The 25027-nt window shown below is 28.7% G+C and carries 27 protein-coding genes; 9 read left to right on the top strand and 18 right to left on the bottom strand.

Features of this window, described 5'->3' with window-relative positions; genetic code table 11:
* Position 1: 1 nt before the first annotated feature.
* From ACZ49Z_RS15835 to ACZ49Z_RS15825, 3 genes are all read right to left on the bottom strand, one after another.
* Entirely contained in the window at positions 2 to 259 is a 258-nt protein-coding gene (locus ACZ49Z_RS15835; RefSeq protein ID WP_464305271.1) for a class I lanthipeptide, read from the bottom strand.
* Positions 260 to 534: 275 nt separating this feature from the next.
* Positions 535 to 789: a class I lanthipeptide gene (locus ACZ49Z_RS15830; protein ID WP_464305270.1), complete on the bottom strand. Its 255-nt coding sequence runs from the start codon at positions 787 to 789 to the stop codon at positions 535 to 537.
* Positions 790 to 1218: 429 nt separating this feature from the next.
* Positions 1219 to 1944, bottom strand: coding sequence for a hypothetical protein (locus tag ACZ49Z_RS15825; protein WP_464305269.1), 726 nt, complete (start codon positions 1942 to 1944; stop codon positions 1219 to 1221).
* A 743-nt stretch (positions 1945 to 2687) separates the two neighbouring features.
* Here ACZ49Z_RS15825 and ACZ49Z_RS15820 point away from each other — a divergent pair.
* The 8 genes from ACZ49Z_RS15820 (at position 2688) to ACZ49Z_RS15785 (ending at position 9463) form a co-directional block, all read left to right on the top strand.
* Complete coding sequence (locus ACZ49Z_RS15820) at positions 2688 to 3512, top strand: oxidoreductase (RefSeq protein WP_464305268.1); 825 nt, start codon at positions 2688 to 2690, stop codon at positions 3510 to 3512.
* Positions 3513 to 3522: 10 nt separating this feature from the next.
* Positions 3523 to 4437 carry a helix-turn-helix domain-containing protein gene (locus ACZ49Z_RS15815; RefSeq protein ID WP_464305267.1) on the top strand — a complete coding sequence of 305 codons (915 nt, stop codon included), beginning with the start codon at positions 3523 to 3525 and terminating at the stop codon, positions 4435 to 4437.
* Between the two features lie 446 nt (positions 4438 to 4883).
* Positions 4884 to 5417 (top strand): hypothetical protein, encoded by a 534-nt coding sequence (locus tag ACZ49Z_RS15810; protein ID WP_464305266.1) that lies wholly within the window; start codon positions 4884 to 4886, stop codon positions 5415 to 5417.
* Positions 5418 to 5650: 233 nt separating this feature from the next.
* On the top strand, positions 5651 to 6043 hold the full coding sequence (locus ACZ49Z_RS15805) for a hypothetical protein (RefSeq protein WP_464305265.1): 393 nt from the start codon (positions 5651 to 5653) through the stop codon (positions 6041 to 6043).
* A 1-nt stretch (position 6044) separates the two neighbouring features.
* On the top strand, positions 6045 to 6560 hold the full coding sequence (locus tag ACZ49Z_RS15800) for a hypothetical protein (protein ID WP_464305264.1): 516 nt from the start codon (positions 6045 to 6047) through the stop codon (positions 6558 to 6560).
* A 142-nt stretch (positions 6561 to 6702) separates the two neighbouring features.
* Entirely contained in the window at positions 6703 to 7701 is a 999-nt protein-coding gene (locus ACZ49Z_RS15795) for an alpha/beta fold hydrolase (protein ID WP_464305263.1), read from the top strand.
* Positions 7702 to 8000: 299 nt separating this feature from the next.
* Entirely contained in the window at positions 8001 to 8750 is a 750-nt protein-coding gene (locus tag ACZ49Z_RS15790; protein ID WP_464305262.1) for a hypothetical protein, read from the top strand.
* Positions 8751 to 9232: 482 nt separating this feature from the next.
* Complete coding sequence (locus tag ACZ49Z_RS15785; protein ID WP_464305261.1) at positions 9233 to 9463, top strand: hypothetical protein; 231 nt, start codon at positions 9233 to 9235, stop codon at positions 9461 to 9463.
* 401 nt (positions 9464 to 9864) lie between these two features.
* Here the strand turns inward: ACZ49Z_RS15785 and ACZ49Z_RS15780 are convergent, their stop codons facing one another.
* The 6 genes from ACZ49Z_RS15780 to ACZ49Z_RS15755 form a co-directional block, all read right to left on the bottom strand.
* Positions 9865 to 11520, bottom strand: a complete 1656-nt coding sequence (locus tag ACZ49Z_RS15780) for a pyridoxal-dependent decarboxylase (RefSeq protein WP_464305260.1) — start codon at positions 11518 to 11520, stop codon at positions 9865 to 9867.
* 377 nt (positions 11521 to 11897) lie between these two features.
* Positions 11898 to 12305 (bottom strand): response regulator, encoded by a 408-nt coding sequence (locus ACZ49Z_RS15775; RefSeq protein WP_464305259.1) that lies wholly within the window; start codon positions 12303 to 12305, stop codon positions 11898 to 11900.
* 216 nt (positions 12306 to 12521) lie between these two features.
* Positions 12522 to 13265 (bottom strand): T9SS type A sorting domain-containing protein, encoded by a 744-nt coding sequence (locus tag ACZ49Z_RS15770; protein WP_464305258.1) that lies wholly within the window; start codon positions 13263 to 13265, stop codon positions 12522 to 12524.
* Between the two features lie 130 nt (positions 13266 to 13395).
* On the bottom strand, positions 13396 to 14022 hold the full coding sequence (locus tag ACZ49Z_RS15765; protein WP_464305257.1) for a response regulator: 627 nt from the start codon (positions 14020 to 14022) through the stop codon (positions 13396 to 13398).
* A gap of 16 nt (positions 14023 to 14038) precedes the next feature.
* Positions 14039 to 15844, bottom strand: coding sequence for a sensor histidine kinase (locus ACZ49Z_RS15760; RefSeq protein ID WP_464305256.1), 1806 nt, complete (start codon positions 15842 to 15844; stop codon positions 14039 to 14041).
* 8 nt (positions 15845 to 15852) lie between these two features.
* Positions 15853 to 16368: an NUDIX hydrolase gene (locus tag ACZ49Z_RS15755; protein ID WP_464305255.1), complete on the bottom strand. Its 516-nt coding sequence runs from the start codon at positions 16366 to 16368 to the stop codon at positions 15853 to 15855.
* A 165-nt stretch (positions 16369 to 16533) separates the two neighbouring features.
* Here ACZ49Z_RS15755 and ACZ49Z_RS15750 point away from each other — a divergent pair, with 165 nt between their 5' ends.
* Complete coding sequence (locus ACZ49Z_RS15750; RefSeq protein WP_464305254.1) at positions 16534 to 17766, top strand: glycosyltransferase; 1233 nt, start codon at positions 16534 to 16536, stop codon at positions 17764 to 17766.
* Positions 17767 to 17831: 65 nt separating this feature from the next.
* Here ACZ49Z_RS15750 and ACZ49Z_RS15745 read toward each other — a convergent pair whose 3' ends face one another.
* The 9 genes from ACZ49Z_RS15745 to ACZ49Z_RS15705 all read right to left on the bottom strand — a co-directional run bounded on the left by ACZ49Z_RS15745 (position 17832) and on the right by ACZ49Z_RS15705 (position 25027).
* Positions 17832 to 18332 (bottom strand): hypothetical protein, encoded by a 501-nt coding sequence (locus tag ACZ49Z_RS15745; RefSeq protein ID WP_464305253.1) that lies wholly within the window; start codon positions 18330 to 18332, stop codon positions 17832 to 17834.
* A gap of 53 nt (positions 18333 to 18385) precedes the next feature.
* On the bottom strand, positions 18386 to 18967 hold the full coding sequence (locus ACZ49Z_RS15740; RefSeq protein ID WP_464305252.1) for a MiaE family protein: 582 nt from the start codon (positions 18965 to 18967) through the stop codon (positions 18386 to 18388).
* Positions 18968 to 19031: 64 nt separating this feature from the next.
* Positions 19032 to 20072: an o-succinylbenzoate synthase gene (locus ACZ49Z_RS15735; RefSeq protein ID WP_464305251.1), complete on the bottom strand. Its 1041-nt coding sequence runs from the start codon at positions 20070 to 20072 to the stop codon at positions 19032 to 19034.
* Positions 20073 to 20243: 171 nt separating this feature from the next.
* Positions 20244 to 20855 (bottom strand): FMN-binding negative transcriptional regulator, encoded by a 612-nt coding sequence (locus ACZ49Z_RS15730; RefSeq protein ID WP_464305250.1) that lies wholly within the window; start codon positions 20853 to 20855, stop codon positions 20244 to 20246.
* A 38-nt stretch (positions 20856 to 20893) separates the two neighbouring features.
* On the bottom strand, positions 20894 to 21571 hold the full coding sequence (locus ACZ49Z_RS15725; protein WP_464305249.1) for a metal-dependent hydrolase: 678 nt from the start codon (positions 21569 to 21571) through the stop codon (positions 20894 to 20896).
* 33 nt (positions 21572 to 21604) lie between these two features.
* Complete coding sequence (menA, locus tag ACZ49Z_RS15720; RefSeq protein WP_464305248.1) at positions 21605 to 22495, bottom strand: 1,4-dihydroxy-2-naphthoate octaprenyltransferase; 891 nt, start codon at positions 22493 to 22495, stop codon at positions 21605 to 21607.
* A 17-nt stretch (positions 22496 to 22512) separates the two neighbouring features.
* On the bottom strand, positions 22513 to 22917 hold the full coding sequence (locus ACZ49Z_RS15715; protein ID WP_464305247.1) for a hypothetical protein: 405 nt from the start codon (positions 22915 to 22917) through the stop codon (positions 22513 to 22515).
* A 9-nt stretch (positions 22918 to 22926) separates the two neighbouring features.
* On the bottom strand, positions 22927 to 24423 hold the full coding sequence (locus tag ACZ49Z_RS15710; RefSeq protein ID WP_464305246.1) for a PH domain-containing protein: 1497 nt from the start codon (positions 24421 to 24423) through the stop codon (positions 22927 to 22929).
* Complete coding sequence (locus tag ACZ49Z_RS15705) at positions 24413 to 25027, bottom strand: PH domain-containing protein (protein ID WP_464305245.1); 615 nt, start codon at positions 25025 to 25027, stop codon at positions 24413 to 24415. The genes ACZ49Z_RS15710 and ACZ49Z_RS15705 overlap by 11 nt, the downstream gene beginning before the upstream one ends.

Here is a 25027-nt window from a genome sequence, read left to right as displayed (position 1 = left end):
TTTATATACATTGTAGATCCCCACATCTGGATTGACAAACAGTTACTCCTTGAGTTGGACAAATGACTGTATTTTGTATTGTGCAAGGAAAATTTAGGGTTTGACAAGCATCTGTTACACATAGCTTAGTATTGTTTCCATTACATCCTTTAAGGGTAAAAAATGTACCTCCATTAACACCTTTCAATTGTGCTTCGTTTAATCTTGTAACAGTTTCTTTGTTTAAATTTAATTTTCCTTCTAATCTAATTTTTTTCATGTTTACTATTTGTTTGTTATGACTATCTTAAATTCCAAAACCTATCTTTAAGTTGCTTTATAAATTTGAGAAAAAACAACATACTAACCAAATTTAACAAAAAAAGGACATGAAAATCAACCTAGCAAAAGTTTAACTATTATTACAGAAAAACTATAACAAAACTTATTTACTTACTATAGTTCAAAGTTTGTGTTTAATTTCAATTTAGAATAACCCCAAAAAAAAACTTTCCATAGTTATGGAAAGCCTTTTTGTATAGCGTTACTGTTACATTATGGACATTGCATATCTCCACATCCTGATTGACAGATAGAACCACCTTCTGTATGAGGTACACAAACGTCTGGGCAAGACCCTGTTGGACAAGTTGCTGTTGGGCAAGTTGCTGTAGCACAATTTCTTGTTCTGTTACAGTGGTAAAGCGTAAACCATGCTCCACCATTTAAATTTTTCATTTGAGCATCATTCAATTGAGTAACTGTCTCTTTATTAAGATTTAGTTTACCCTCTAATTTGATTTTTTTCATTGTTTTAAATTTTTAGATTTATTATTGTTTATTTGTAAAAAAGACATTTGTTAAATTACAGAACGTTAATTTTTGCATCTCCAAATTAAATTTTTAGATAAAAAACACACTATTTTTTTTTAAACAACTATCTAATTTTAACCAACCAAATTTAGCAAAAAAAGTAAATGAATAACATGAATTTAAAAGTTTAACTATAGTTACAGAAAAAATGTAAAAAACTACAATTCAAAGCATTACAAATAAATCACTCAAAGCATATCAGTGCTTATAAAACCTAATTTGTCCTACTAATTAATAAGGATAATTTGCTGGTTTTACTAAACTGCATTTGTGGGGCAAAGGTTTCCTGTTTTTGAGTCTATTTTGCATCCTAAATGCTCAAAACAAAGTTTAGAGTTCAATCTATAACTAATTAACAAACTTTTATTAACAGTCAATAACATCTAAAATCATAACAACTTTGCTTGTATCATTTACTAATGGACTAAAAAAATTGTTTTTGCAAGTGTAATATTCCAACTCTAGAATTGTAAATAAAAAACCCGTACAATTTTGAGGTCGCTCTGGTAAAGCCAACTGTAATTGCTCTGGCAATTGCCTTATTTTATAAAAAACGATAGCACTACTATTTAATTGCGCCATTTTGGTTGTAAAATCAAAAGTGAAATAATGAACTTTTGCACCAAGATAGTGTGCTCCTTTAAGTGGTTTTAGGTTCACTGAAGCAACATTTATAGCCTCTGTTAAACTATACTCCAAAGAAACTGCTGCATTAGGGTTAAAATGATAATTTTTTAGCATTGTTTTAGCTTCAGTTGTTTCCATAGCAGTTGCCAAATTGCGTTTCCCTTTTGAAGAAATTGTGTCACACCTCATTACAGCATGCATTGTCTTTGTAAAAGTGTTCACCACTTCAAGATTGTTTTTTTTGGGTAGCAAGTCTTTTAATACCAATCTAATCTCTTTGCATAAAGAAGAAACATTTCCAAACTCGTTGGCATTTTGTCTGCATTTCTTATACTTTTTTTCCTTTTTTAATGCCGCTGTTGTAAAACCGCTACAAGTTCTTAAAATCGTTTGTCCACGAGACGTATAGATAACAAAATTCCCAATCCTTTTAGGATAATTTCCAGCTGTTTTTAAAATTGCCATAGTTAATAATTTAAAACGTTATACCCTCTTTCACTAAAATTTACTGTAACATATTGTTTTTCTTGCTTGCTAATTCAATTATAAAATAAAAACACAACGATATTTTGCTTTGATTGTTTATCACATTCTAAAAAAAGAGCCTACTTTTTTGAAAAATATATTCAAAATCATAAAAACTATTCGTGCATTTTTTGTATGGTTTCGTTCGGGTTTGGTTCGTGTTTTGTTCGGGGTTGTGGTACCCCTTTCCGAAGCTCTACCGAACAAAAACCTTTTGAAACCATAAGGAAAGTAGAAAAAACCATGCCATTTTGTAGTAATAATTAGTTATTGAGGCTATATTAATGAAGTATAATTTATGGTAATTATTCCACCCTTTCTGTTGTTAGACACGAAGAATAAACACTCCTGCAAAGCGAACAGACGAAGTAATGAACTGTTATCAACAAACACTTATTAAAGCAAACCGATGTTGAACCTTTATACAGAATCAAAACATACTCTTCATTAAGATTCCTTTACAGTGTTTTCGAAAAGTTTTTTAGTCTAGCATAAATCCGCTATTTTTACTTTAAAATTATAATCAATAATAACACAAACGAAAGTTTTTTTTAGATAAACTGATGTTGACAACAAGCAAAAGCAACAATTCTGCAAAATGTATTCATCTCTTCTAAAAATGTATTCAATGAAGACCTAGCTATTATTGACCTTTGTGATAAATAAATTTAAGAAAGTATATCATGAAAGACAAGAAAGTAATTCTTATCACAGGAGCTTCATCTGGAATGGGAAAAGATGGAGCATTAAGACTCATTAAAGAAGGACATATCGTTTACGGTGGAGCAAGAAGAATCAACAGAATGCAAGATATTATTGAGGCTGGCGGACACGTCTTAGAATTAGATGTGACAGATAATGAATCTATCAAAAAATCAGTAAACAAAATTATATCCGAACAAGGCAGAATAGATGTACTATGGAACAATGCAGGGTATTCTGTAGCTGGAGCAGTAGAAGATGTTTCATATGAAGATGCTAAAAGGCAGTTTGAGGTTAATCTATTTGGTTTGGCAGAAGTTACTAAAAGAGTACTCCCTTTTATGAGAAAACAAATGTCTGGTACGATTATAAACACATCATCTGTTGGGGGTAAAGTGTTTACACCACTTGGGGCTTGGTACCATGCTACTAAACATGCCTTGGAAGGATGGAGCGATAGTTTACGTATTGAGTTAAAACCATTCAATATAAATGTGGCTATTATTGAACCAGGTGGCATTAAAACAGAATTTGGAGATGTTATGAATAAACCTTTGTTAGAACGCTCTAGAAATGGTGCTTATGAAGCATTTTCAAGAAAAGTAGCTGAATCATATGCAAAAAACTATGCCGACCCTAAACGATTATCTCCACCTTCAGTAATTAGTGATGTTGTGATGAAGATTATAAATTCGGCTAATCCCAAAACACGCTATGCAGTGGGCTATATGTCATCAACCATCCTATTCATGCGTTGGCTATTGAGTGATAGACTTTTCGAAAAAATGATTATGCGATTTTTTTAAAATTTAGCTTATGAATGATAAAATCGTTGAAATAACATCCATCAGTCAGATACATCAGATGCTTGGTATTGAGAAACCCAAGCACCCCTTAGTAACCGTATTGCGGAATAATGACCGCTTGGCTACACTTAGTTCTTCCGATATAAAGTTTTCCTTTAATCTTTTTATTATTAACCTTAAAGCAGGCATGAATGTTACCTGCATGTATGGTAGAAACAATTATGATTATCAGGAAGGAACAATGGTATTTATGGCACCAGGTCAAACTGTTAAGGTAGATTCCAATGCCCAACCTCCTGACCTAACCAAAAGTTGGATTCTGCTGTTTCATCCAGATTTGATTAGAAAGTCTGAGTTAGGAATGAAAATAAATGATTACTCTTTCTTTAACTATGAAGTTAATGAGGCTTTGCATGTGTCAGAAGATGAAAAACAATTTTTAAATCAAATTATAGCTAATATAGAAAGAGAATACTCTCAAAATATTGACAGACATAGTCAAGAATTAATTATTTCTAATATAAAAATGGTGCTTGACTATTGTATTCGCTATTACGATCGGCAATTTCTCACTCGTACCAATCTGAATAAAGATATTATATGTAAATTCAATACAGTATTGAAAAAGTATTTTGATTCTAGTCTTCCGTCAGAAATTGGTCTACCTTCTGTAAAATACCTTGGAGAAGAATTAGGCATTTCACCATATTATTTAAGTGACCTACTCAAAAAAGAAACAGGAAGAAACACAAAAGAGCATATCCATTTTTATATCATTGACAAGGCAAAAACTATCTTGCTAAACTCAACAAAATCAATCAGCGAGATTGCATATGATTTAGGATTTGAATATCCTCAACATTTTGCCAAAGTGTTTAAAAACAAGACCGGATTCAGCCCGACTGAATATAGAAATATTGATTAAATAGCAATATTGCTACTTTTGCCTTAAAATTTGTTTATATCAAAACAAAAAGATTAGCTTATTACCCTTCCGATTTTGCTGAAAATATTGATTTAAAAGTACTTTACCTACTTTTGAACCATAAAAAGCATTTTTTAGTCACTCTAATTTTGGAAACTAAAACAATTAATGCTTTTTTTGTTTAGCTAAAATCTTCTAATTTACCAAAAAACGATGAACAAATACGATTAATTGATTCAAAATTGAGTTGTGCAACAAGAACAATTGTTTGACAAAATACAAACTTCCAAATTTTACAATGAAATAGTCTACAATTAAACAAAATGGTTTGTTATATTTGTAATGGTTTGAAATTAGTGTAACTCTACCGAAATCAATGCACAAAAATTAACTGTCAGGAATCGAATTAATCAATTATGATAATAGATTACCTATAACAATTTAATATGTCATCATTAAGCAAAATAACTATCACTAAATTTGAAAAGACAAAATTTAGGTTGAAGATTGAAAATATACATCCTGATGCTCCATCGCTTGAGTGGTATAATTTACAATGTGAGAAGGATATTAAAGCAAACCTCCTTTTTAGAACCTTATTAATAATAGAAGAAAATAAGCAGCTAAATAAAGAACCTTCTTCATTTTTTGAAAAAGTTTATAATAAACTTATTCCTAAAATAGAAGAAGAATATGGTGAAGCAAAACCATTAACTAAGTTTACCGAAATAACAGAATATGGTAGCGATATTTTATTCTCAATAGTAGATGACATTTTTACTTCTGTAAAAATAGTAGAACATGATATTAATGATAATTGGCAAAAAGGTTTAATAGTTAATTTCAACCCATACAAATCAGACAACTGTGGTATTCCATATATTGTTTTTGAAATTGAACTAACAGAAAACAATAATTTAGATAATTATCTTGAAAATCCAATATATTCTAGTACCGGAATAACTTGTAAACACAAATAATAAAGTCAAACTATAATTACGAGTATAAATGAACTATGAATTCGTTAACATTGTATTAGTAATAGAATGTTTTACAGTTATAAAATTTACATAAATGAAATGTTAACTCATGTTTTATTTTTTTACAATACAAGCATATTCCCTTTTTTTAGGTAACATAAATCGCAATTTTTACTTCAAAATATAAATTATTAATAAATTTTAGACGAACTGAAGTTGACCACTATTAACAAATGACAACAGAATTTATCAATAGAGTAACAGAAAAATTTAATCAAAATAATGTTGAATATTTGGTAACTGGAGGATGTGCAAAATTGATAAGAAATGAAACAAAATCTACATTAGATTTGGATTTATTGGTTAAGGTAGATAAACAAAATATTTATTTAATTCAAAATTCTTTAATAGATTTGGGTATAAAACAAAATAGAATTCTTGATGATTTGAAAAAAGGGAAAATTATAAGAATAAAATTATTTCCATTTAATATTGATTTAATGCCTAGACTAGATGGATTAAATACTGAAGAAACTTTTACAAATAGTGAGCAGGTTCTATATCATGAAAATTTAATTCCGTTAATCTCTAAAGAAGATTTGATAATTAATTATAAAAGCTTTTAAGATGAATAGATATGAAATGTTTAAAGTTATAATTGATGGTAATCCAATTGATTATGAAAATGATAATAATTTTAAAAAATTACATGATTTTTTAACGAAAATAGATTGGCAAAATGAACAACAAGCATATGGTTGTTCAATACATTTTTATCCAACTTATAATTTAATTAGCAACCAATTTAGTTTTGAAAATCAAAATAATGATTCTTATTCAGATAACGGTACAATATCTTATGATAAGTTTCTCTCTGAAGAAGAAATAAAATCTCTTTCATATTATGACTATGCTGGTGAAAAATTATATCGTTTAGCTATTCAAGACAGACCTAGTTCCGATTGGGAACATATCAAACCAGAAAATCTGTGTTTAATCACAAAAAGACTAATAGACTATTTAAACGAAAATAACCTTACTGAGTTTCATAATGAAACACTAAACGAATTAAAAAAATTATATCAAATTTCAGAATTTTGTTTATTAAAAAATTATGAAATTATAATTATAGTAGAATTTTAAAAAATGTGCTTAACAATGCATAATAATATTACTTGCTTCCTGCTTGTTGTGGAAATCCAAGTGGATTTTTCAATATCAAATGTACTTCAAAGCAAATACTAAACCAAGCAACTACTCTTAGCTAAGATTGCTAACGATAATTATGAAAAAAACTATATCAATATTTTTTTTGTTTTTATTTTTCATTTCAAATGCACAAAATATTTTTGAATATGAAAAAGAAATAAGTAATTCTGAAAATTATGATTTTAACGAAATTGAGTTTCAAAACCAAGACGAAAACATCAAACTTTCCGGAACACTAATAAAGCCCAAAAATCACTTTGATAAAATTGTTATAATTGTTCCTGGTAGCGGGAAAGACACAAGGAATTCTCATTATATAGTAGCGGAACAACTCCTAAAAAAGAATATTGCTGTCTACCGATTTGATGAACGAGGCATTGGAAAATCAGAAGGTAATTATTCTGAATTGGCTAAAGATTTATCAAATGATTTAAACTTTGCATTTAAAACTTTGCAAAAATTAAATAGTGATAAGAAAATCGGGATTATTGGACATAGCAATGGAGGTATTGCAACCCTAAAAGTTATTGAAGATAGTTGTAGTCCAGATTTTATAGTTTTAATAGAAACACCAATTATTAAAAATGGTGCTTTTGTAATGAATCAATTGAAAGAGAACTATGAAAACAGTATTCCAGAAATTATGCGCAAGGATAAAACTAAAGAAGAAATAATAACTTTTTTAGAGGGTTACTTTGAACTTATAATTGACAGCGATGCAAATTCATTAAAAAAAGAAATTAAAAATTATATAAAAGAAAAAGGCTTCAATAAAAGATTTATTGCCTTATTAAATGACAAATTTTTAATAGAAGCTATAACAACAAACCTTGAAGAAACAGTCAAAACTATTTCTATTAAATCATTATATCTTACGGGTACTAAAGACAAAATCATTAATCATAAAGATGAAATTGAACAAATTAAATCGTTCAAAAATGCAAACATTGAAATTGAAATATTTGATGGATTGAACCATTATTTAACGGATAGAAATGGAATTGTAGGCTCTTCTTTATATAATATGGACAAAGAACCGCTTCACATATTAATTGATTGGATATCAGAAAAATAATTATATCAAAACTACTATTTTTTAAAAATATAATCAAAAAACATAAAAACCCAACTACTTTTAAAGTCATTTAAAGGAACTTTATTTGCAGAAGTAATTAATAAAAAGAAACGTTCTTAAAAACTAGCTTCGAATGTTTTGTAGCTAAAGATCTAAATAAAACATTACATTCAAAATATTTTATAGTCTTGCATAAATCCGCTATTTTTACTTTTAATTTGAATCTAAAATAACATTAGCAAAGGTTTTTAAATGAAAAACCGTTCTTTAATATTCAGAAAATTAACATTAAAAGAATAATGAAATTACTTCAAACAATAAGAAAAAAACTATTGAATAAGAGCGATTTAAAAAGATATATTGCCTATGCTGTTGGGGAAATTTTTCTTGTTATGATAGGAATACTTTTAGCACTGCAAGTAAGCAATTGGAATCAGAACAGGATTGAAAAAAAGAAAGAAAAAAATGCATTAGTTGATTTATACAAAGAATTTAAATTAAATGAAGAAAGAATAAGCAACAAACAGTCTTTAAGAGTTTCAATTGCACCAAAATTGACAAAATATATCAGACAGATCAGCACCGGAAAAGCGAACTATCAATCTTTTGAAGCGTTTCATGTAAATCAATTCATGTTTGGAATGACTAATCCATCTAATGGTGTAATTGATGCTTTGATTTCTTCAGGTGAAATAGGATTAATTTCAAATAAATCACTAAAATATTTTATTGCTGATTGGAAAAACCAAATAGAAAACTTGTATGAAAACGAACAAATCCTTTGGAATTCTGGACTAAAATATATTGAATGTTATTCTAAATCAATCCCAATTCCAAGTCATAATTGGAACGACTGGAATGATGCAAAACTGGAATTAGCATTCAACACATTAATGTCTAATGTAGAATACAAAAACAATTTGATTGGGTTTGAAGGTGTCAACACCATCGTGATTGAGGAGTGTGATACAATACTTCAATTGCTTAGAAACATCTTATCTATTTTAGAAAATGAGATAAAGGCAGAAACAACCGCTGAAAATGGTTAAAATTAAGCTATCACTTTTAAATAGTTTTGCTTGACTCCAAATTCAGGTTTATTTTGTCGGCTCTTCAATTAAATTATAAGGTAAGTATTTCTCTCGGTTAGCAAAATAATTTCATAACATATCAAAAATCTCGAAATTAAAATTGATAACGACTTTAAATACTTGAAACTTGAGTTAAATACTTTCAAATTTAAACCTAAATTACGCATTAGAATTCTATTACGAAAAAGCTACTTTATATTTACTTTAGTAGATATTTTTACGTTCTCAATGTAGCTAAACAGTACGTTTTTGTGGCAAAACTTCCGTACTTCGCAACAATTTTACATCCATTTCTCTCATAATTAAAGTTTAATGCATAATTTGGATTTAATAATAAGAGAAGTAGTTAGATAATGTATTAGTGAAATTATTTTTTTTTAAAATAAAAAATAATATAATTTTGAATATAACATTTAAACAAAAATATAATGATTAACAAAATGAAAAAATTTGAACTATCTGCTAGAGAAAAAGCGATGGTTACAGCTGGTAATAGCTGGACATGTACAGGAAAAACTGCATTAGGTTCTCCAAGATCTATACGAATTTCTGGAGATCATTTAAGTACAAGTTCTAGTGCGGTTTCTTATGTTTCACTAACAAATGGTTGGTCTGATATTGTTTGCACTGAAAATACAACAGTAGTGAATCCAAAAAGTCAAACTCCCTAGTTAAAAAAATGGTTGTCCAAAAAATAAACAATCGACAGCTATTTGTCACTCCGACGCAAGGACATGTTTCATAATCAGCCTTATGTGATTTCTCCCTTTGGTCGAAATGACAAGATTACCGACTTTTTGGACAGCCTTTTTTTTAAATTATTTATAAACTTAAATATTTAACTTATAGTCTATTAAGTTTATCAGATAGTCATTTTTATTTATAACCATTTATAGCGTATTATTCTGTTTTTAACTGAATAAACAATTCCATTCGGTATTAACCTTTATAAAATGATTGTCTCAATTATATTACTCATTCTTTAGATTTTACGTAACTTTTTTTAGTAAAAAAAATACAACTAAACCTTATAATTGTACTTTTTTATCTATACTATTTCACTTAAAATTTATTACCAGCCATAACTATAATCAACAGAATCATTTGCTGTTTTACTGGCTAATAAATGTCCTTCTTTTAATAGATTCTTCTTTAATTCTTCTATCAAATTATCAATCATCACTTTAGTTACATGTCTCATAATGAAGATATGAGAAAAATTACCCGAAGAGGCAAGTGCATACTTCTTTATGATGTTAATGTCGTTTGGTTTTGGAAAAATAACAGCTAGTGAACCTGGTACATATGAAACACCTTCTTTATGTATTTTTTCTAATTCCTTTTTAGCATATTCTGCAATATATAATGCATTTAGCACCTCTACTTTCAAATCATCTTTAGACCTTTTAGATAAATAATCCCACATTAATAAAGCAGAAAATCCATTACGTGATCCTGCAAGTGTAGAATCCAGTGAACCCACATAATCTGGTACATTATTTGAAATTAAATATTTATTTTTTGTCATATAGATACCACATGGCCATGGCATTCCTAACCACTTGTGACCACTTGTAGAGATAGAGTGAATATGCAGTTTAAAATCAAAATCTGGAAACTTTTTTGAGATTTCATCACTGACCTCAGCATTATTTTTCACAAAAGGAACAAATGCTGCACCAAGAGCACCATCAACATGATACCAAAAGCCATTTCTTTCATATTCTTTTCTTCCAATAATAATTTTTCTATCAAACATATTAAATCTCCTTAAAACTGGCTCTAATTTTTCTACAGCTTCTCCTACATTATCATAAGCTCCTGTCCAAGTTGTTCCATAATTAAAGTTCACTAGAATTGGAAAACCTTTTTGTATAAAAAAAGCAGCATATTTAACCAATTCATCAACCTTAATAGCTCCCGTTTTATCTATTGGAATGGTATTAGGCCATTTTCCATCTTCTGTGAATGGGTTTCGAAATCCTCTTTCTATAGCAATTTGTGCAAAGGTCTTTATTTGTAATACTTGGGCTAACTTTTTTATAGAGTAATGAGTGGCTTCTGAATAAAAAAGTACTGGAGTGAGTGCGTTTGGATTTATTTCATCTTGAACTGCTTGAACGTAGCCTACTTCTTCAAGTGATTTATTGATAAAAGTATTATTGGTATTTGTTTTATTTTTAGGATCATATTGCAATAAAGTACCATTGAGATAATCTCTTCCATTTCTCATGGCAAGAAGATTACCTTCTGTGCTTCCCATTGTCAAAACATATCCCCAATAAGTTTCAAGCCAACCTTCTTCTTTATCTTCTTCTACAAGTCTGGGGCATTTTGCGTTCCATAATTTTGCATAATAGTCTAATACTGCTCTCTCAATCCATTTATCATTCATTCTAAAATAACCATCAGGAGGCACTTCACTACTATTCCATTTAGGACTTGAAAAGGAATCGCCTATATTATTTATTGACACATCTAGGTATTTAGAAAATTCTGAGAAATCCATCCTTTGCGTTGCTTGATAGCCTAAAAAATTTTCTTGAGAATGTTTAACATATTTTGAGAGTTGATCTAAGGCTCTTTTTCTTTGATCAGGTCCTATTCCATTGTCAGATAATTGTACATCTTCGAATGTAATACCGCTAGGTGTCCAATAACTTTTTTTTTGTTCGTTTAAATTTTCTTCTTGTTGAAGTAAAATTGGATTTTCATCTTTGTTTTTCATTCTTAAATTTGTTTAATAATTATTTTGAAACAATTACATTATTGAGGAATGGAAAAAAAATAAACAAATACTATTAATGTATGGTACACTTTGTAAATCTTCTATTTCGCATCCTTTTATAACGCTATTTCATTACAATTGGTTACTAATACTGGTTAATAGACTTACAAGGCAAAGTAAAAGAATGTATGGATAAATTAAAATAGGTATTCCTACTCATTCTTTTGATTTTACATGACTTTTTTAACTAAAAAAAGTACAACTATAGCCTATAATTGTACTTTTTCATTTTGAAGAATACCACTTCTTCTTTTAAAATCTATAGTAAAACCTAAAACATTCTAGTAAACCATGCTTGCTATTGCTTTTTTGCATTACTAATTCAAAAGATCTAATTTTGAAAAATACCTATTCCCTTTGAGTACTTCTTTTATTGCAATTATTAATTCTTCAAGAATGTTATCTTTAAGAACAAAACCTTCTATTCGTTTTTCATAAACTGATTGCATAATATCTTGTTCTTTGTGTAAGGTTAAAAGTATCGATAGTATTTCTGGATTTAGTAACTTTAATTCTTTATGAAATGAAATACCATTAATTTCAGCCATTTCTAGATCAAAAATGGCTAAGTCATATTTGTTTTCTTCTGCACTATTCAAGGCTGCTTTAGATGAGGAAAAACAAAATAAATTAAAAGATACAAATTCCTCATGAATCACTTCCATAAGTCCTTTTAAAAAAGCGGAATGATTATCAACTAATAAAATATTCATTTCATTCTTCATACATAAATATTTTTTTAAGAGTTTTAACATTATGATCGATTTAATTTTTAATAATTACAATCTAAAACCATCTTATTGCAACTATTTGAATGAATTCCATTTTTGTTAATTCTATAAACGTATAAAAGAATATGCCTAAATCATTTAGTCATATCCTTTTATGTTTTTTAAATTTTGATTATAAAAGATTCTTGCTTTTTTTATTCTTTTATTCTTTTATTCTTTAAAAAATTTAATATTTTGATTATTATTTACTTTTAAAAAATACATTCCCTTTGCTAATTCTTGAATATTAATCATTTTATTTTCTATACAAATGCCTTTCATTACCTCTACTCCAAGCATATTATATATACTATATCTTTCATTTTCAGAAAAGCCCTTTATCTGAATAAAATCAGTTGAAGGATTTGGAAATAATTTAATGTCATTGAATAAAGTTTCATTTGAATCTATTGATAAGGTTTCACTTAAGCCAAACGTTGTACCCATATATCCTGTAGCTGCAGAAATAACAGACACATTTAAAGTCGTAATGGGATTAGTAAATTCAATTATTCCTGAACCAGCAGAAGAAACTACTATAGTATTTCCCGAAGTATTCTGTATGTCATTTCCTGATAAAATTGTAAATGGTTGATCAAATGAATATTCACCAGCTCTCCAATAGACAAAATACAACCTCAAATTGGGTATAGCAGTATTGAAAGTTACAGTAATATTATCTGTTGAAAGGTATTGCAGAGTAGGTGAATTAGGTAATGGAGCTGCTGCATAAGCACTCCAAGACATATTTGCAGTATAATTTCCAATTGCGTTTATATTTGTCACTGCAAATGGTACACCTGATAACGTTCCAGAAGTATTAGAATTATAGGTTGCTGCTATCTGCGCATAGTTTTTTATTGAAAAATTAAAAAGAAAAACTAATAGAATAAGGATTTTGTAATTTTTTTTCATGATTTAAATTTATTTTGTTCTATTATATGTCAAGTAAAACCTTTGTAAATACTTACATAATTTAGAACAAAACTAAAATAAACCTTAAGCACAAAAAATAGGTAGTCCTACTCATATTAACAAAAAAACTTTAAAGTAGATGCTTATTATTTATAGCAAATTTTAAAAGATTGTTACTTCCTTTCAATCGTAATTTTCGAGAAATGTTATTGCGATGATTTTGAATTGTCTTGATACTTACAAAAAGATTATTAGCTATTTCTTTACTGGTTTTATTTTCTGAAATACCTTTTAAAACCAACAATTCTGTCTTAGTTAATGATTTTAATTCTTCATTTTGTTCGTCATGTTTGCTTATAGCCTCTAATTCTGAAATATACTTGTTCCCTTTTAATACTTCTTCAATAGCTATAACTAGTTCATCTACAACATCATCTTTTAATACATAGCCATCAATTCCATTTACTAATGCAGAACGCATGATATCTTGTTCTTTATGCATGGTTAAAAGTAGCACTATAACTTTAGGGTTTTGTAACTTTAATTCGTTTATTAATGCAATTCCATTCATTTTTGGCATATCCAAATCTGTAATAACTAAATCATAATTTATTTCATTTGCGCTACATAATGCTTTTTCGGAATCTGAAAAAGCATGTATAACAAACTCCTGGAACTCATCTTGAATTACTTCTACTAATCCTTTCAAAAAAATAGGGTGATCATCTACAAGCAAGACATTTAATTTAGTGTTCATTTTTTATATTTTTAGTTCAATTTACAATGGGTATTATAATCATAGTTGTTGTTCCTTTATTTTTTTGCGTGTCTATGTTTAATTTTCCATTTAAAATATTAGTTCTTTCTTTAATAGCAGAAAGCCCATTTTTAGGATTTAAATAATCTTTAAAATTAACATCGAAACCAACTCCGTCATCTTTTACAGTTATAATAAGAATATTATCTTCCTTTTTTATTGTAATCAATGCCTTTGTTGCTCTAGCATGTTTTATAATATTATTTGTGAGCTCTTGAAGAATTCGATAGATATTAATTTCTAAGTCATCTGCAACGCACTTATCAATTGAGTGCTCACATTCATAAACAAAAGTAATCGAAACCACTTCATTTAATTTTCGAATCATACTTTCAATAGATGCTGTTAAACCAATTGAATCTAGCATTGTTGGTCTTAAATTTTGAGAAATCATTCTAATTTCATCTAACGTTTCAGAAGTAATATGCATTAATTCATTTAATTTTTCACGATGTTTATCTTCTATGCTGTCTTTTCTCATTCTTAGCATACCATTTCTAATTACTAATAAATTTTGACCAATACTATCATGAAAATCTTTTGAAAGCCTTCTTCTCTCCTCTTCAATAGTATTAATCAAGGATCGAGAATAAATTTGTGCAGCTTCTTGAAGCGACTTGCTCATTAATGATTGTTGCTTAATTAATATAGAAAATCGTTTCCCTAATGCAAAGGTTTGGATTAATATTTGTGGTAAAATCACAAAATGTACAGAATAATTTGTTACAAAATTAATTGGTAACAAGCCAGAAAAAGTGCATTGAGAAATAGTTCCAAAAACATTAAGACAAATCACACTAAGAAGTTGTATCAAAAAATAATCTTTTTCTTTTCTTCGAATGTAAAGAATACTATAAGAAAACACAAGAACCTCTATTGTAGTGAGTACTAAATTACCCTTTAAATACCAATTAAATCCAGTTGGATGCCAAAAAGACACTCCTAAAATGAGCAAGAAAGCACTATTTACCATAAGAAAATATGTGCTTAATCTCTTTTTATGTAGCCTTAAGTTTAGAAATTCTGCAATATAATAGTTTGTAAAAATAAAACTCCCACAAAATGCAATAGCAATAAATTGATTATTCCAGTACAATGAATTAGGAAAAAAATAGAGCTTAATTATGCCATCAAAATATAAAAGTACTCCTAAAGAAAACAGATTAAAAAACATACTATATATGTAAATACGTTCTAAAGTATTTATATATAAGATTAAATTTAATAGCAGGATTAGAAAAACTACACCATAAATAATACTCAAAACTATTAATTCACTCAAATCTGATTCTTGAGTATCTTCTAATTTAGAAATTTCTATTGGGAACAATAAAGGGTGATCTCTTCCAATTATTTTGAAATATATAGTGTAATTTTCACTCTCAGGAAAAAAAAAATAGGTTGGATATCTACTTTTTGATTGAAAAGCTTCTCCTAAGTATGTTTTTTTAAACGTATTTACCTCCTTTTCATATACTTCAATTGAGTCATTTATTATTGTATTGATTAAAATCTTATACCTAGCTTTCGGAGTTATCCCTTTTAAATCTAATTTAATCCAATAATTAGACTTAGTAAACCCAAAATTCAATTTACTTTTATCATCTACAGTAGTAAATTTTAAATGGATTACTTCTTCAATAGTTAAACCATGCTTTGCATCCTCTAAGTAGGAAACTTGTAGGGGTATAATATTTTCAATAGAAAAGCTTGAGAAAATAACAAATAACAAACATATAGTAGTATAAGCAATTTTTAACATCTAAATAATCATTTACAATACAATTGACTAATAACATTGCGAATAGAAACAAAGCCAATATTTTCTACATCAATTTCTGAACGTTTTATCCAGATTAACTCTTTGATTTCATCTTTAGCAACCACAGAAATTAGTTCTGATTGTAAATTACATTCATAAAAAATATCCATTGTTCTGTAGGGAACATTTTTATACAGATAATTATTAGGTGAAGTTGTTTTATATTTCAAATCTTTTGGCTGTAAATCTAATCCTAATTCTTCTTTGATTTCTCTACAAGCTGCTGCTTCTGCATTTTCATTTGGATCTATAAAACCACCTGGTAAATCTAGTTTTCCTTTGTCTGGTTCCACATTGCGTACAGCAAACAATATCTTATCTTCATAGGTAAAAACAATGGCTACCGCTGCTGCTATATTATGAAAATAGGTAAAGTTACAAGTTGAACAATGAAAACGAAAATTATTTTCGAATGTAAAATGAGAAGACTTACAATTAGGACAATAGGAGAAGAATGGTTTCATTAGAACAATTTTTAGTAAATATAAACATTTTCTAAAAAGTCTTATGCTAAGAAAACTTAAAACTCAAGTAATTGTTATTTCAAAAGAGCAGACTATTTTATAAAAACCAAAAAATTAATCCCTATTTCATTCTAAATTCTAAGTACTAAATTCTAAATTTGCTTCATGCAAAACCATTTAGTAATTATTGGCACAGTTTGGCCTGAACCAAATTCAACAGCAGCAGGAAGCAGGATGCTTCAACTTATTGAATTATTTCAAAATAGAGGTTATACTATTACTTTTTTATGCTCCTCAAGCAAATCTAATTTCTCATACAGCCTTGAAAATAAAAACATTAAAGAACTCAACATAAAGTTAAACTGCAACTCTTTTGATTCATTACTTTCAGAATTAAACCCAACAATTGTTTTGTATGATCGCTTCATGATTGAAGAACAATATGGTTGGAGAGTAAGAGAAAACTGCCCTAATGCGATACAAATTTTAGATACTGAAGATTTACATTTTTTAAGAAAAGCAAGAGAAACCGCTTATAGACAAAATAGAGCGTTGCAATACAACGACTATATTTCTGATATTTTTAAAAGAGAAATGGCTTCCATCTACCGATGTGATATTAGCCTAATCATCTCCGAATATGAGATGGAACTATTAACGACAACATTCAAAGTAGATGCTTCTATTTTGCATTATCTTCCATTTTTAACCATGCCTCTTACTTCTGAAATCACAAATAATTATCCGAAATTTTCAGAACGAAGTCATTTTATGAGCATAGGCAACTTTTTACACGAGCCAAACTGGCAAACGGTACTTCAACTAAAAAAGTCTTGGAAATCGATTAAAAAAGCCCTTCCTGACGCTGAATTACATATTTACGGGGCATACGTTACCGAAAAGGCAAAACAATTACACAATGAAAAAGAAGGTTTTCTAGTTAAAGGAAGAGCAAAAAGCGTAGAAGAAGTTTTCTCAACTGCAAGAGTATTGCTTGCTCCTATTCCTTATGGTGCTGGTTTGAAGGGGAAGCTATTAGACAGTATGCTTTATGGCTTACCAAATGTAACTACAGCAATGGGAGCTGAAGCAATGTTTGGAAATTTAGATTGGAATGGCTATATTTCATTAAATGAAGAAGATTTTATTGAAAAGGCAATTGATTTGTATCAAAACGAAGCTGTTTGGAAGTACTCTCAAGAAAATGGTGTTCAACTGATTAACAATCGTTTTAATATCTCTTTATTTGAAAAGGGTTTTATAGATAAGGTTAATAAAATACTTGAAAACACAATCAATCACAGAAACAACAATTTTTTAGGTCAGATATTCCAATATAAAACATTGCAAAGTACTAAATTCATGAGCAAATGGATTGAGTTGAAGAATAGGGATTAGTGGTTAGTAAATAGCACGTTGCACGTTGTAAGTTATACGTTTTTCTGTTAAAAATGGAACAACTACTATAAAGCAACTTTATTTATTTTACTCTCAACCATAGCTATTAATTCAATATTTTTTCGTTTGATTTCTTTCATTACAAAACCTTTTCCACTATTAGAAAACAATATGCTATTGTGTATTCCATTATCAAGATATGAGATTTTAATCCAAAAATTATCAAAATATCTAATAAATGCGATTTTATAGCGAATCAATTCTATGTTTATTATTTGATCGTATGAAATGGATATATTATTAATCTTATTAATTCCTTGATATTCAGAATTTTCAAGTTGATTAGTACAAAATTGGATAGTCTCATCAGAAATTATCAACTCTCCAATACTATCAAAAATTACAGGAAAAACATTTTCATTTACAAATTTTCTAGGAAAATCATAAAATTTATCATCTATATCTAAGTCAAGTACATTTCTTAAATTGTATTTTAAAATTTTAATTTCTTTTAAAACATTTAAATGCTTCTCTGAACTTTTCCAAATATTATATTTTTTTACCATTTAACTTTTTAACAACATAATTTGTATACACATAAATTAACTGAACACTAAAACTATCCATGTATTGCTTCCCCTGTTCCGTAGCTTGCAATCACTTTTGCTTCGTGTTCTAACCACTCTTCCCAACGTTTTTTAACATCATAGCCTTTTTCTGCTAAGTCATGTGCAAATTGCAAAAAAGCAGTATAATGATTGGCCTCACTTATCATTAATTCTCTATAAAAAGCAGCCAATTCTTGATCTTTTATATTATCGGAAAGCACTTTAAATCGCTCACAACTTCTTGCTTCTATCATTGCAGCAAACAACATACGCTCTACGATGATATGCTTTCTATTGCCTGGTTTCATGAATTTAAACAAATCGTTTACATAACTGTCTTTTCGCTCACGACCTAAAATCCAACCTCTAGATTTGATTATTTCATGCACTTGCTCAAAATGATCTAATTCTTCTTTAGCTATTTTTATAAGTTCGGTTGTAATTTCAGTAAATTCTGGCAACATAGTAATTAACATAATAGCATTAGAAGCTGCTTTTTGTTCGCACCAAGCATGATCGGTAAGAATCTCTTCTAAGTTTCCTTCAGCAATATTTGCCCAGCGAGGGTCTGTAGGTAATTTTAATCGAAACATGTTATTATATAATAATTGTATTTAATACGCAATAGCGAACGCAAAGCTAAACTTTTAAAGTTTATTATCCTAAAATTGACACCTTCCAATCTATATTTTTATTGTAGAAAATATGTCCGTTTTTTACCTCTAACGGGCAATCAAAATTGTTCGTATATAACCCACCTGTGCCTAATCCTTGAGGCAAATCATTATTCAATGTAAAGGTAAATTGAGCGATTGCATTGAGTCCGATATTACTCTCCAAAGCCGACGTAATCCACCATTTAATATTCAATTTTTCAGCAATAGAAATCCACTCTAAAGTTCCTTTGAATCCACCTATTAAACTTGGTTTTAAAATGATATATTGTGGTCTAATTTTTTGTAATAATTGCTCTTTATTTTCTTTTCTAAACACTCCAATCAGTTCTTCATCTAATGCAATAGGAAAAGGAGTAGACTTACACAGAACTGACATCGTGTCAGTATTGTTTTTTTGAATAGGTTGTTCAATACTATGTAATTCATAACCAGACAATTGAACAAGCTTACCTAAAGCTTCATTTAAACCAAAAGCACCATTAGCATCTACACGAATTTCTATAGTTTTAGCATCAAAATTTTGACGAATAAAGTGCAATAAACCTAGTTCTTTTTCAAAATCTATAGCCCCAATTTTTAATTTTATACAACGAAATCCTTGTGCTAATTTTTCTTCGATTTGTTCCTTCATAAACTGTTCTTCTCCCATCCAAACCAGTCCGTTAATTTCCATTGTTTTTTCACCTAAAGTAAACGCTGAAGGAAACAACTCAAATGGTGTTTTTGAGTTTAATGAAAGGAACGCCATTTCAACTCCAAACTGTAATGATGGAAACTCTAAAAGTGCGTTCCAAAGAGCTTCTTTCCCGAGGTGAATATTATCACAAACCCATTGTAATTTTTCTTCATAATCGGGTCTGTCATCCACAGAAAGTGTTCTCAAAATTCCGCACTCACCTATCCCAATTTTACCCTCTTTTTCGAGAATTAAAAACCACGTTTCTTTCTCGGTCAAAACCCCTCTTGAAGTTCCGCTTGGTCGTTTAAAATTGAGTATGTATTTTTTATAAGTAGCTTTCATAAGAATCGCATTATATTTGTCATAGCTCACCCTATATTATCATTCTTATTAGTTTGAGTTAGTTTGCTTCAAACCAATTGTTAATGTGATCCTATGTTTAATATATATTTTTGTAGAAAAAATTTGTGTCGCTTTTAATTTTAATTTTTACTACATTAAAAGGGACAAATTTTATTTTTCTTGTTTCATCATTTCCTCAACAATTCCCATTGAGTTAGAATCGCCTTTCTTTTTTAATTCATTTATTATATTATGGTGATCTACTTCTCTATTTTGAGAAAGTTTATAGGCAGCTTGTATCTCTTGAATTTTAATTGAAAAACCAACAATTCCATTTATTTGCTTTAATGTTGTGCTTGACATTTTTTCAATCGACATTGGATTTTCAGAATTCTGCTCATATTTTCCAACCAATTTCTTTAGCGATTCGACTAGTTCATCTCCTTCAATTATTTTTACTTTTCCATAGACATGAACTGCAATATAATTCCAAGTGGGAGCATCTTCTTTTTGATACCAAGATGATGAAATATAACTATGAGGGCCGTTAAAAATGGCTAAAATTTCTTGCTCACTTTTCAAATATTTTGACTGTGGATTAGCTTTTGAAATATGCCCTACCAAGACATTTTCTCCATTTTCATCTGTATCCAATTGCATTGGGATATGGGTGCCTGCTATTTTCCCATCTACTTGACTAATTAGAATTCCAAAACTATTTTCATTCAAAAAGCCTTTAACTTGTGCTATGTTTTCGTTTTTATAATTATCAGGTATGTACATTCACATTTGTTTTAATTAAACACAACGATTTTCTTTCTCTACAATTCAATAGATTCGCCAATTTCTAACAACATTAAATCTTTATCTTTATTGAAAAATTTACGTTTTGCTTCTTCATGGTTAATTTCGATATAGCCAAATGTATCATAGTGACAACCCAATACTTTATCACATTGTATAAAATCTGATGCAATGATAGCATCTTCCACGTCCATTGTAAAGTTACTTCCAATTGGCAAAACCGCTAAGTCCAATTTAGTTCGCAATGGAATTAACTTCATATCCATTGTTAATGCTGTATCTCCCGCTATGTAGATATTCTTTCTTTCACTTTCAATAATAAATCCTCCGGGTTGTCCTCCATAACTTCCATCTGGAAAAGAAGAACTATGCATTGCATTTACATATTTCACTAATCCAAATTCAAAGTCCCAACTGCCACCATGATTCATAGGGTGATATTGAAAACCTTTATTACCATAGTGCGATGCAATTTCATAATTAGAAACGATTACAGCATCTGTTCGTCTTGCAATTGCTTCCACATCTAGAATATGATCTTGATGCGCATGTGTTAAGAATATAAAATCTACTTTTAGGGCATTTATATCAATATGCGCTGCTTTTGGATTTCCTGTTATAAAAGGATCAACTAGAATATCTATATCGTTAATTTTAATTCCTAAACAAGCATGTCCGTAGAATGTTATTTTCATATTTTTTATGATTTAGTTGTTAATTATTAGTAATTAGTTCAGAAAAATTAAAGTTAGCCAAAAAAGCAAACTCAACGCAAATGTGCCTAAAGCAACTTTTTTTAGTTCTGTGTCAAAATCTTTGTAATTTGTTGCTTTATGAACGATAGCTATATGTTTTATGAATAATATACTCACAATCAAAATTGGTAAAAGCGATGTTTTTGTTAATATTGAAAAAACAATCATTGCCACTAAACCAATAAAAAAAAGTGTATAATGGTATTTTTTAGCGTTTTTAAGCCCTAATTTTACCACTAAGGTATTCTTACCCGATTTTTTATCGTTTTCAATGTCACGCATGTTATTTAGGTTTAAAACTGCCATGCTTAACACACCAATTGTTATTGCAGGCAAAATTAATTCCCAACTAAACGATTTTACAAAAAGAAAGTGCGTACCGATAACGGCAACCAACCCAAAAAAAATAAACACAAATAGATCTCCAAAACCACTATATCCATAAGCATTATTTCCTACTGTATATTTAATTGCTGCAACAATAGCTAGCAGTCCTAAAAGAATAAACAACACAGAAAAAACAAAATTTTCTTTCCCAAAGGCTGCATATATGAGTAATAATGCAATTATGAAGGTAATAATTGAAGTAATAATAACCGCCTTCTTCATTTGTTGTGCAGATATGACACCTGAACCTACCAAACGCTTCTCTCCTATTCTGTTATCGTCTGTTCCTTTAACTCCATCACCATAATCATTAGCAAAATTGGATAATACTTGCAATCCTAAGGTTGTTATCAATGCCAAAACAACGATTTTCCAGTTAGCATAGCCTTGATAATAGGCATAGGCACTCCCTACGATTATTCCTGATATAGATAATGGCAACGTTCGTAATCGTGCCGCTTGAATCCATTTTTTCATAGTTTTTTATATTAATTCTAGAAGTTTATTACATCTAAATTTTTGTTAATTATAATTAATAATACAATACCTAAAAATATTGAAAAGGGTGCACAAATTTTTAAATAGATTGGTTTCAATTTTTTTGCTGCTTTTATTGAAAACTGATGGTGTTTTTTAATTGGTACACACATTAAAATTAGGGCTGAAAAAATTAAAAAATAACCAATTATCTTAAATTCAATTTCATAATTAGAATATAATGAAGCCATTAGAAATGAAATTCCAATTATTAGTCTAATCCCTAGTTCTGTATAATTTATTAAATAAGTACTTCCAGCTTTACCTATTATTTCTCTTGCTTTTTCGGGCTTAAAAAACATGACAAAACCAGAAAAAATCAAAAAAATTCCGAAAAGCATTAGGATTAAATTTGCTATCATGATACTATTTTACATCCAATTTTTTTTCGAAACTTCAACTTGGTATAGCCAATAATTAACCAATTCGTTCATTTTAGAATAATTTGTTGTGTTAAAACTGATACTACCACCAGCTGTGTACAAAACGACAGAACCAATATTGGTTCTTTTTTGCCAAAAAAACTGAGAAATTTTTACAGCTTGAATTTTGTAGGGCTCAATGATTTCATGATTTACATCCCAAGCACCACTCTTTTTTACAATAAAACTATTGGAAAAATATAATCTATAATTTCTATAGGAAAACCAAATTAAACAACCAACAAATAGAATGTAAATTGAACTAAAAAAGGTCATCTGAAAAGTGTCAAATCGATTTACAAACAGATTAAAAACAATAAATAGTACTACAGGTAGAGCAAGATAAAAGAAAATATTTAGGATTAATTTTCTAATATTTGGTAGCATTACTTGCTCATGCTTTGGCAATTCATCGAGTAAAAGTTCTAGAATTTTAGTTTTTTCTAAATCTGTACATCCAGGAATTTTTGTTTTATCATTCTTTTTTGCATCTAAAGCATTACTTGAAGCTTGTTTAATTTCTATCGTGTTCACATCGAGTTTCTTCTGAAAATAATTCTGCGTCCACTTTATAATTTGTACCTTATTGGGGTTTATAATTGTGTTTTTAAGATTGATTAAACCATAAGAAAGTACGAATGTATTATTATCTCTTCTTAATGTGAAATTGAAATATTTAACAACTGTGGTTATTAAGTTTATTACCAGAACTAAGATAATTATCAAAGTAAGCGCTACTAAAAAAACAGTTGCTATTGGCAACTTTTCTAGTTTATCTACATTTTCATTTATCAAGTTCTCTTGACCTATTTGCCTTAAATTCTCAGAAATGGTTGAATAAACAAGAAATAAATAGGCAAAACTAGTAATGTAATTGGCAGTGAACCCAATTTTTATTAAGCTTGATAATCCAATTTTAATAAAAATATTTGTTTGCTTTTCTGTATTTTCTAAGTTAATTTTTTCTGTAGAATTTTTAGCATTTTCAACAAGTCTTTCTTTTAAGTCTAAAGCCATTTCTTGAGAAATCGCATTTATAGAAGCCTCTTTTTTATCACTACCTGCTGTATCTATCTCTAATTTATGTACGCTAAAAATTCGCTGGATTAGACTTTGATTAATAGTTACTTTCTGAATTTTATGTAATTGAATAGTTGTTTTGGTTTTATTCAAAATTCCGCTTTCAATAACAAACTCATTTAATTGAGCATCTATGTAAAATTTAAAATACCAATATTTTAAAAATGCTATAATGGCAATTAAAATTACAAAAGCAACAATCCCTAAATAAACATAATTGGCATCGTATCTTTGTTTCTTAAAAAGCAAAACAACCAACATTGGCCAAAATGATCTAATGGATTTTTGTAAGGTATTTACAAAAAGAACAATAACTCCTATTAGTGATTGTCTTTGTGCAATAGTAAAATCGAACTTAGTTTCCATTATTTCCTTCAACTATAGCATTACTTTGTGACTCCATATCATTTTCTTTAATATGATTTTCCTTCTCTACATTTTCAATATCAATAACACTCTCGTTAATTTTTTGAGAGATATTGTTTTTAATTTTTTGAGCCTCCTCTAACAATAATCCAGGAATTTCTAAATCGCTACTACTTCCGCCAGCTGTAAAAAGTTCTATTGCCGCCAAACCAAACATTCTAGAAAAAAGACCTTGATGCAATGCTACGTGTTGCACTCTATTGTTTGGAATTACTACTGTATTTTCATTTATTAATCCCGATTTATAGATTACATCATATTCTCTAAATGCAAAACCTCTTTTTCTGAAACTTAAATGATTAAAAACAATAACGAAAAAGAAAAAGAAGGTTAAACCTATTCCTAACATCAACCAAATTCTATTAGAAAAAACTTCTTCATAAAGGTATGATAAAGTAAAAAAGCCTAAAAATAGTATTCCAAAAACAATACAACTATTAATTAAAATAATCTTGAAGTATTTTGGGTGTAAAGCTTGTAATTTTACTTCTTCATATTTTGGTAATGAGGCAATATCTATTGTTTCGTTTGTAAAATTATTCAT

It is taken from the genome of Flavobacterium sp. KY-23415 (genome assembly GCF_055384985.1).
The sequence above is the reverse complement of the archived record's forward strand: the minus strand, read 5'-3'. Positions and strand labels throughout refer to the sequence as shown.

Bases quoted from the DNA above. Each gene is read 5' to 3' on its own strand.
- ACZ49Z_RS15820 (WP_464305268.1), top strand. From the start codon at position 2,688: ATGAAAGACAAGAAAGTAATTCTTATCACAGGAGCTTCATCTGGAATG.
- ACZ49Z_RS15770 (WP_464305258.1), bottom strand. From the start codon at position 13,265: ATGAAAAAAAATTACAAAATCCTTATTCTATTAGTTTTTCTTTTTAAT.
- ACZ49Z_RS15750 (WP_464305254.1), top strand. From the start codon at position 16,534: ATGCAAAACCATTTAGTAATTATTGGCACAGTTTGGCCTGAACCAAAT.
- ACZ49Z_RS15705 (WP_464305245.1), bottom strand. From the start codon at position 25,027: ATGAATAATTTTACAAACGAAACAATAGATATTGCCTCATTACCAAAA.
- ACZ49Z_RS15765 (WP_464305257.1), bottom strand. From the start codon at position 14,022: ATGAACACTAAATTAAATGTCTTGCTTGTAGATGATCACCCTATTTTT.
- ACZ49Z_RS15795 (WP_464305263.1), top strand. From the start codon at position 6,703: ATGAAAAAAACTATATCAATATTTTTTTTGTTTTTATTTTTCATTTCA.
- ACZ49Z_RS15740 (WP_464305252.1), bottom strand. From the start codon at position 18,967: ATGTTTCGATTAAAATTACCTACAGACCCTCGCTGGGCAAATATTGCT.
- ACZ49Z_RS15835 (WP_464305271.1), bottom strand. From the start codon at position 259: ATGAAAAAAATTAGATTAGAAGGAAAATTAAATTTAAACAAAGAAACT.
- ACZ49Z_RS15815 (WP_464305267.1), top strand. From the start codon at position 3,523: ATGAATGATAAAATCGTTGAAATAACATCCATCAGTCAGATACATCAG.
- ACZ49Z_RS15730 (WP_464305250.1), bottom strand. From the start codon at position 20,855: ATGTACATACCTGATAATTATAAAAACGAAAACATAGCACAAGTTAAA.
- ACZ49Z_RS15775 (WP_464305259.1), bottom strand. From the start codon at position 12,305: ATGAAGAATGAAATGAATATTTTATTAGTTGATAATCATTCCGCTTTT.
- ACZ49Z_RS15800 (WP_464305264.1), top strand. From the start codon at position 6,045: ATGAATAGATATGAAATGTTTAAAGTTATAATTGATGGTAATCCAATT.
- menA (WP_464305248.1), bottom strand. From the start codon at position 22,495: ATGAAAAAATGGATTCAAGCGGCACGATTACGAACGTTGCCATTATCT.
- ACZ49Z_RS15755 (WP_464305255.1), bottom strand. From the start codon at position 16,368: ATGAAACCATTCTTCTCCTATTGTCCTAATTGTAAGTCTTCTCATTTT.
- ACZ49Z_RS15710 (WP_464305246.1), bottom strand. From the start codon at position 24,423: ATGGAAACTAAGTTCGATTTTACTATTGCACAAAGACAATCACTAATA.
- ACZ49Z_RS15745 (WP_464305253.1), bottom strand. From the start codon at position 18,332: ATGGTAAAAAAATATAATATTTGGAAAAGTTCAGAGAAGCATTTAAAT.
- ACZ49Z_RS15805 (WP_464305265.1), top strand. From the start codon at position 5,651: ATGACAACAGAATTTATCAATAGAGTAACAGAAAAATTTAATCAAAAT.
- ACZ49Z_RS15735 (WP_464305251.1), bottom strand. From the start codon at position 20,072: ATGAAAGCTACTTATAAAAAATACATACTCAATTTTAAACGACCAAGC.
- ACZ49Z_RS15785 (WP_464305261.1), top strand. From the start codon at position 9,233: ATGAAAAAATTTGAACTATCTGCTAGAGAAAAAGCGATGGTTACAGCT.
- ACZ49Z_RS15825 (WP_464305269.1), bottom strand. From the start codon at position 1,944: ATGGCAATTTTAAAAACAGCTGGAAATTATCCTAAAAGGATTGGGAAT.
- ACZ49Z_RS15725 (WP_464305249.1), bottom strand. From the start codon at position 21,571: ATGAAAATAACATTCTACGGACATGCTTGTTTAGGAATTAAAATTAAC.
- ACZ49Z_RS15760 (WP_464305256.1), bottom strand. From the start codon at position 15,844: ATGTTAAAAATTGCTTATACTACTATATGTTTGTTATTTGTTATTTTC.
- ACZ49Z_RS15780 (WP_464305260.1), bottom strand. From the start codon at position 11,520: ATGAAAAACAAAGATGAAAATCCAATTTTACTTCAACAAGAAGAAAAT.
- ACZ49Z_RS15810 (WP_464305266.1), top strand. From the start codon at position 4,884: ATGTCATCATTAAGCAAAATAACTATCACTAAATTTGAAAAGACAAAA.
- ACZ49Z_RS15715 (WP_464305247.1), bottom strand. From the start codon at position 22,917: ATGATAGCAAATTTAATCCTAATGCTTTTCGGAATTTTTTTGATTTTT.
- ACZ49Z_RS15790 (WP_464305262.1), top strand. From the start codon at position 8,001: ATGAAATTACTTCAAACAATAAGAAAAAAACTATTGAATAAGAGCGAT.
- ACZ49Z_RS15830 (WP_464305270.1), bottom strand. From the start codon at position 789: ATGAAAAAAATCAAATTAGAGGGTAAACTAAATCTTAATAAAGAGACA.